General features: G+C 41.0%; 2 protein-coding genes (1 of these 2 running past the window's edge). Both read left to right on the top strand.

Features of this window, described 5'->3' with window-relative positions:
• Positions 1–6,565, top strand: the 3' portion of a protein-coding gene (locus EDD62_RS09430; RefSeq protein WP_462476953.1) for a beta strand repeat-containing protein. It extends 296 nt beyond the left edge of the window; 6,565 of the gene's 6,861 nt are visible here — the last part of the coding sequence; its start codon lies beyond the left edge, outside the window; it ends in the stop codon at positions 6,563–6,565.
• A 118-nt stretch (positions 6,566–6,683) separates the two neighbouring features.
• The gene (gene secY2 / locus EDD62_RS06695; protein ID WP_170152791.1) at positions 6,684–7,895 is read left to right on the top strand and encodes an accessory Sec system protein translocase subunit SecY2; all 1,212 of its coding nucleotides are present in this window, start codon (positions 6,684–6,686) and stop codon (positions 7,893–7,895) included.

The following is a 7,895-nucleotide window of genomic DNA, read 5'->3' as shown; positions in this document are numbered from 1 at the left end:
CCCGTCCGAAAGCACTTCAGTCTCACTGAGTGAAAGCGAAGAGTTGTCCGAAAGTATTTCAACGTCAGAGCATATGAGTGAGAACCCGTCCGAAAGCACTTCAGTCTCATTGAGTGAAAGCGAAGAGTTGTCCGAAAGTATTTCAATATCAGAGTATATGAGTGAGAACCCGTCCGAAAGTACTTCAGCCTCATTGAGTGAAAGTGAAGAGTTGTCCGAAAGTATTTCAACGTCAGAGTATATGAGTGAGAACCCGTCCGAAAGTACTTCAGCCTCATTGAGTGAAAGTACAGAATTATCGGGGAGTACCTCGTATTCCTTATATAATAGTGAAATGATAGAGACTTCTGTTAGTAACTCAACATCATCAAGTATGTCGTTAAACGATCCACAACCAACGGATTTATTATCAGATGATATGATGACTAGCTTTAGATCAGTCATGACATATAGTACACTTTCATCAATCTCAGCTGCTGCAACGACTTCTAATGTTACGACATTAACGGGAGTGGGAGTGGATACGTATAACAACAAGCCAATATACTACATCCTTAAAGTTACAAATAATGGATCGACAACAACATTTAGCTACACAGTGACTTATGATAATCCAGACACAGCAACTGTTGAGAAGCCTACTGTATCAAAAGGAACAGCGATTAAAAATACTTCAACATCGACTACCCCAATGATTAAACTCGGTAGTGGTTATAGTGCCCCGACTACGGCTACATCAAAGTTAGTTAATATGGAAACTGGAGCAAGTTCTCCACTAGCGCCAAAGCAACAAACAATGTCTGCAACAGGTGGAGGTTATTCATGGCCAACTGGATATATTATGAATGGTTATTACGCTAACCAAGGATATGGATTAAATACAACTTGGACAGTGGATAATAACCCATCTGGAGATATGTCATATACATTTGATCCATATGCATCACAAGATGGCGGTTTAACCGGAGATTATTTTGCAGGAGCTGGAACAGATACTGGAACTGACCCTAGTCAATCAGTTTCAAAAAGTACATCTTTATCAAACAGTATAAGCGCAAGTACTTCAATTATGGATAGTACAAGTGGCTCAGTGAGTGAGTCAACATCTGGTTCAATCAGTGAATCGACAAGTGGTTCAGTGAATGAGTCGACATCTATCAGTGAATCAACATCTGGATCAATCAGTGAATCGACAAGCGGTTCAATTAGTGAGTCAACATCTGGTTCAGTGAGTGAATCAACAAGCGGTTCAATTAGCGAATCAACATCTGGATCAATCAGTGAGTCAACAAGTGGATCAGTGAGTGAGTCGACATCTGGATCAATCAGTGAATCGACATCTGGATCAGTGAGTGAGTCGACATCTGGATCAATCAGTGAATCGACATCTGGCTCAGTGAGTGAGTCAACAAGTGGATCAATCAGTGAGTCGACATCTGGTTCAGTGAGTGAGTCGACATCTGGATCAATCAGTGAATCGACATCTGGCTCAGTGAGTGAGTCAACAAGTGGATCAATCAGTGAGTCGACATCTGGTTCAGTGAGTGAGTCGACATCTGGATCAATCAGTGAATCGACATCTGGCTCAGTGAGTGAGTCAACAAGTGGATCAATCAGTGAGTCGACATCTGGTTCAGTGAGTGAGTCAACATCAATCAGTGAATCGACAAGCGGTTCAATTAGCGAATCAACATCTGGATCAATCAGTGAATCAACAAGTGGTTCAGTTAGCGAATCAACATCTGGATCAATCAGTGAGTCGACATCTGGATCAATCAGTGAGTCAACGAGCGGTTCAATCAGCGAATCAACAAGTGGTTCAATTAGTGAATCGACAAGCGGATCAGTGAGTGAGTCGACATCTATCAGTGAATCAACAAGTGGTTCAGTGAGTGAGTCAACAAGTGGTTCAATCAGTGAGTCGACATCTGGTTCAGTGAGTGAATCAACAAGCGGTTCAATTAGCGAATCAACATCTGGATCAATCAGTGAATCAACAAGCGGTTCAGTGAGTGAGTCGACATCTATCAGTGAATCAACAAGTGGTTCAGTGAGTGAGTCAACAAGTGGTTCAATCAGTGAGTCGACATCTGGTTCAGTGAGTGAATCAACAAGTGGTTCAATTAGCGAATCAACATCTGGATCAATCAGTGAATCAACAAGTGGTTCAATTAGCGAATCAACATCTGGATCAATCAGTGAATCGACAAGCGGTTCAATTAGTGAGTCAACAAGTGGTTCAATCAGTGAATCAACATCTGGATCAATCAGTGAGTCAACATCTGGTTCAGTGAGTGAGTCAACAAGTGGATCAATCAGTGAGTCGACATCTGGTTCAGTGAGTGAATCAACAAGTGGATCAATCAGTGAATCGACAAGCGGTTCAATCAGTGAGTCAACATCTGGCTCAGTGAGTGAGTCGACATCTGGTTCAGTGAGTGAATCAACAAGCGGTTCAATCAGCGAATCAACATCTGGCTCAATCAGTGAGTCGACAAGCGGTTCAATGAGTGAGTCAACGAGCGGTTCAATCAGCGAATCAACAGCTGGATCAATCAGTGAATCAACAAGTGGTTCAATTAGCGAATCGACAAGCGGTTCAATTAGTGAGTCGACAAGTGGATCAATTAGTGAATCAACAAGCGGTTCAGTGAGTGAGTCGACATCTATCAGTGAATCAACAAGTGGTTCAGTGAGTGAGTCAACAAGTGGTTCAGTGAGTGAATCGACAAGCGGTTCAATTAGCGAATCAACATCTGGATCAATCAGTGAGTCAACATCTGGTTCAGTGAGTGAGTCAACAAGTGGATCAATCAGTGAGTCGACATCTGGCTCAATCAGTGAGTCAACAAGCGGTTCAATTAGCGAGTCAACATCTGGTTCAGTGAGTGAATCAACAAGCGGTTCAATTAGCGAGTCAACATCTGGCTCAATCAGCGAATCAACAAGTGGCTCAATTAGTGAGTCAACATCTGGTTCAGTGAGCGAGTCAACATCTGGCTCAATCAGTGAGTCAACAAGCGGTTCAATTAGCGAGTCAACATCTGGTTCAGTGAGTGAATCAACAAGCGGTTCAATTAGCGAGTCAACAAGCGGTTCAATTAGCGAGTCAACAAGCGGTTCAATTAGCGAGTCAACAAGCGGTTCAATCAGTGAATCAACAAGCGGTTCAATTAGTGAGTCAACATCTGGTTCAGTGAGCGAGTCAACATCTGGCTCAATCAGTGAGTCAACAAGCGGTTCAATTAGCGAGTCAACATCTGGTTCAGTGAGTGAATCAACAAGCGGTTCAATCAGTGAATCAACATCTGGTTCAGTGAGTGAATCAACAAGCGGTTCAATTAGCGAGTCAACATCTGGCTCAATCAGCGAATCAACAAGTGGCTCAATTAGTGAGTCAACATCTGGTTCAGTGAGTGAATCAACAAGCGGTTCAATTAGCGAGTCAACATCTGGCTCAATCAGTGAATCAACAAGTGGATCGATTAGTGAGTCAACAAGTGGATCGATTAGTGAATCAACATCTGGCTCAGTGAGTGAATCGACAAGCGGTTCAATCAGTGAATCAACATCTGGTTCAGTGAGTGAATCAACAAGCGGTTCGATTAGTGAGTCAACAAGCGGTTCAGTGAGTGAATCAACAAGCGGTTCAGTGAGCGAATCAACATCTGGTTCAGTGAGTGAGTCGACAAGTGGTTCAGTGAGTGAGTCAACAAGCGGTTCAATCAGTGAATCAACAAGTGGATCGATTAGTGAGTCAACAAGTGGTTCGATTAGTGAATCAACATCTGGTTCAGTGAGTGAATCAACAAGCGGTTCAATTAGCGAGTCAACATCTGGCTCAATCAGCGAATCAACAAGTGGCTCAATTAGTGAGTCAACATCTGGTTCAGTGAGTGAATCAACAAGCGGTTCAATTAGCGAGTCAACAAGCGGTTCAATCAGTGAATCAACAAGTGGATCGATTAGTGAGTCAACAAGTGGTTCGATTAGTGAATCAACATCTGGCTCAGTGAGTGAATCAACAAGTGGCTCAATTAGTGAATCAACATCTGGTTCAGTGAGTGAGTCGACATCTGGCTCAATCAGTGAATCAACAAGCGGATCAGTGAGTGAATCAACAAGCGGATCAGTGAGTGAATCAACAAGTGGTTCAGTGAGTGAGTCAACAAGCGGATCAGTGAGTGAATCAACAAGTGGTTCAGTGAGTGAATCGACATCTGGTTCAATCAGTGAATCAACAAGTGGCTCAATCAGCGAGTCAACAAGTGGCTCAGTGAGTGAATCGACAAGCGGTTCAATCAGTGAATCAACATCTGGTTCAGTGAGTGAATCAACAAGCGGTTCGATTAGTGAGTCAACAAGTGGCTCAATCAGCGAGTCAACAAGTGGTTCAGTGAGTGAGTCAACATCTGGTTCAATGAGTGAATCAACAAGCGGATCAGTGAGTGAATCAACAAGCGGATCAGTGAGTGAGTCAACAAGCGGATCAGTGAGTGAGTCAACAAGCGGATCAGTGAGTGAGTCAACAAGCGGTTCAGTGAGCGAATCAACATCTGGTTCAGTGAGTGAGTCGACAAGTGGTTCAGTGAGTGAATCAACAAGCGGTTCAATCAGTGAATCAACAAGTGGATCAATCAGCGAGTCAACAAGTGGCTCAGTGAGTGAATCGACAAGCGGTTCAATCAGTGAATCAACATCTGGTTCAGTGAGTGAATCAACAAGCGGTTCAGTGAGTGAGTCAACAAGCGGATCAGTGAGCGAATCAACATCTGGTTCAGTGAGTGAGTCGACAAGTGGTTCAGTGAGTGAGTCGACATCTGGTTCAATCAGTGAGTCAACAAGTGGATCAGTGAGTGAATCAACAAGCGGTTCAATTAGCGAGTCAACATCTGGCTCAATCAGCGAATCAACAAGTGGCTCAATTAGTGAGTCAACATCTGGTTCAGTGAGTGAGTCGACAAGTGGTTCAGTGAGTGAGTCGACAAGTGGTTCAGTGAGTGAGTCAACATCTGGCTCAATCAGTGAATCAACAAGTGGTTCGATTAGTGAATCAACAAGTGGCTCAGTGAGTGAGTCGACATCTGGTTCAATCAGCGAATCGACAAGCGGTTCAATCAGTGAGTCAACAAGTGGATCAGTGAGTGAGTCAACAAGCGGTTCGATTAGTGAATCAACGAGTGGTTCGATTAGTGAATCAACAAGTGGATCAGTGAGTGAGTCAACAAGTGGATCAATCAGTGAATCAACAAGCGGCTCGATTAGTGAATCAACAAGCGGCTCGATTAGTGAATCGACAAGCGGTTCAATCAGTGAATCAACAAGTGGATCAGTGAGTGAATCAACAAGTGGCTCAATCAGCGAGTCAACAAGCGGTTCGATCAGTGAATCAACAAGTGGTTCAATCAGTGAGTCAACAAGTGGCTCAGTGAGTGAGTCAACATCTGGTTCAATCAGTGAGTCAACAAGCGGTTCGATCAGTGAATCAACAAGTGGTTCAGTGAGCGAGTCAACATCTGGTTCAGTGAGTGAATCAACAAGTGGCTCAATGAGTGAATCGACATCTGGCTCAGTGAGTGAATCAACAAGTGGCTCAATCAGCGAGTCAACATCTGGTTCGACCAGTGAGTCAACAAGTGGCTCAGTGAGTGAGTCGACAAGTGGTTCAATCAGTGAGTCAACAAACGGTTCGATCAGTGAATCAACAAGTGGCTCAGTGAGTGAGTCAACGTCTGGTTCAATCAGTGAATCAACAAGTGGCTCAGTGAGTGAGTCGACATCTGGTTCAATCAGTGAATCAACAAGTGGTTCGATTAGTGAATCAACAAGTGGCTCAGTGAGTGAGTCAACATCTGGTTCAATCAGTGAATCAACAAGTGGCTCAGTGAGTGAGTCGACATCTGGTTCAATCAGCGAATCAACAAGTGGATCAATCAGTGAGTCAACAAGCGGTTCAATCAGTGAATCAACATCTGGTTCAATGAGTGAGTCGACATCTGGTTCAATCAGTGAATCAACATCTGGATCAATCAGTGAATCGACAAGCGGTTCAATGAGTGAGTCAACATCTGGTTCAGTGAGTGAATCAACAAGCGGTTCAATTAGCGAATCAACATCTGGCTCAATCAGTGAGTCGACATCAATCAGTGAATCGACAAGCGGTTCAATGAGTGAGTCAACAAGTGGCTCAGTGAATGAGTCGACATCTGGTTCAATCAGTGAATCAACATCTGGTTCAGTGAGTGAGTCGACATCAATCAGTGAATCGACAAGCGGTTCAGTGAGTGAGTCAACAAGCGGCTCAGTGAGTGAGTCGACATCTGGTTCAGTGAGTGAATCGACAAGCGGTTCAATGAGTGAATCAACAAGTGGCTCAGTAAGTGAATCTATTTCTAACAAAGACAGTTCTATAGGAGTTAATGAAAAAGAAAAACCTTCAGAGGATATACTTCCATTTACTGGAGAAAGTAATAACACGATAATATCTGGAATTGCTTCATTGTTAGTCGGTTTAGGATTACTCAAGAAAAAGAAAAAAAATAATGATGATGCTGAAAGATCATAAAAAGTTAATTAAAAATACAAACACGCTATTTTAATACTGTGTGTTTGTATTTTAATTTTATATAAGTAATAATTATAATGAATTTTGAAATAAAATGACGATCGTAGAGGTTTTCGTGATGACTAATGACTATATTGAAGTAAGCGAACGGAAAGTTGTACTTAGACGATTATTGTTTACTTGTTTTATATTAGCTATTTTTATTTTTGGGAATAGAGTTGTGCTGCTAGATTCTCCTGGGATTGATACGATGGATGAATTATTCAAAATGAATGCTGCAAATTTTGGAGCGAGTTATGATATTATTAATGTTTTTTCACTGGGGTTAGGGCCATGGCTCACTGCAATGATCTTTACAAGCTTATATTATTATAAATTCCCTAAAAAAATAATGAAAATGACACGATTTGAAAGAAGTATTAGAGAAAAGATGTTAGCCTTATTACTTTCTATTATTCAAGCAATATTTTTAGTTAGACAAGCATATGCTGAACAACCTGATCAAAATTACGACCAGTGGCTGGTCATTTTAATTTTGGTTACAGGCTCTATGATGCTTATATGGTTTGCTGATTTAAATGCAATATATGGAATTGCTGGGGCAATGCCTATTGTTTTTATTAGCATTATTAAAAGTTTTATTAGGCAGTCGTCAACATTAATTGAGATGCCGTGGGTCGTCTTGCTCGTAGCATTTATCAGTATTTTAATGGCAATTGTGATATTACTCATATTGGAACTATCAGAATATAGACTACAGTATGAAGATATAATGACGGTTTCTGAGCCGTATCAAAAACCTTTTGTAGCATGGAAACTAAATCCTTCGGGGAGCCTATCAATTATGATTGCAATTAGTTTGTTTCTAGTTTTAAGATATGTTTTAGACTTTATTGTTAAGGTTTTAAATGGTCAATCTGATGTGAGCTCAATAATTTTTAGTTTTACTAATCCGATAGGGATTTTTACTTTTATTATTATGTTATTTTTATTCAACTATTGGTTATCCATATTTATGTTAAACCCGAAAATGAAAGCTGAAATGTTCGAAAAAAGTGGAAACTATTTTCATTATATAAGACCTGGTAAAGATACTGAAAAATTCATTATGCAAAAAGCACGTATTATTAGTCTTGTGGGTGCTTCAGTTGTAACATTAATTATCGGAATTCCATTGTTTATGACATTATTATACCCTAAAGTTTCTGTTGAAGTTTATTTAGCCATTCAAGTCATAATGATAGTTTACATTGGTTTGAATATGAATGAGACCGTAAGAACTATGTTGTACTTTGATAAATATGAAGGTTTCTTTAAAAAATATTGGTAG

This window comes from Abyssicoccus albus, assembly GCF_003815035.1.
Lineage (GTDB): Bacteria > Bacillota > Bacilli > Staphylococcales > Abyssicoccaceae > Abyssicoccus > Abyssicoccus albus.
The sequence above is the reverse complement of the archived record's forward strand: the minus strand, read 5'-3'. Positions and strand labels throughout refer to the sequence as shown.